The sequence below is a fragment of the Paraburkholderia sp. SIMBA_030 genome, assembly GCF_046535245.1.
Lineage (GTDB): Bacteria > Pseudomonadota > Gammaproteobacteria > Burkholderiales > Burkholderiaceae > Paraburkholderia.
Map to the genome: position 1 here is coordinate 1 of NZ_JAWRXB010001403.1, position 244 is coordinate 244.

The 244-nt window shown below is 62.7% G+C and carries 1 pseudogene; it reads left to right on the forward strand.

Going from position 1 to position 244, the window contains the following annotated elements:
- Positions 1-244: pseudogene (locus SB772_RS44645) on the forward strand (RpiR family transcriptional regulator); the annotation flags it as partial.

Sequence of the window (244 nt, forward strand, 5' to 3'; positions counted from 1 at the left end):
GAGCCTCGGTCTCGGGCCGATCGCCAGTTTTGCGAAGCAAGCCGAAGTCAGCGACCCGACCGTGTTTCGCTTCGTCGTGCGGATCGGCTTTCCGAACTACTCGTCGTTCCAGCAGGCGTTGCACGACGAGATCGACACCGCGATGAATTCGCCGCTCGCGCGGATGGATGCGTTCCACTCGGAATCGGGAATGCGCGACAGTCATTCGGCGATCTTCCAGCGGCTCTCGCAAGCGCTCGCCACG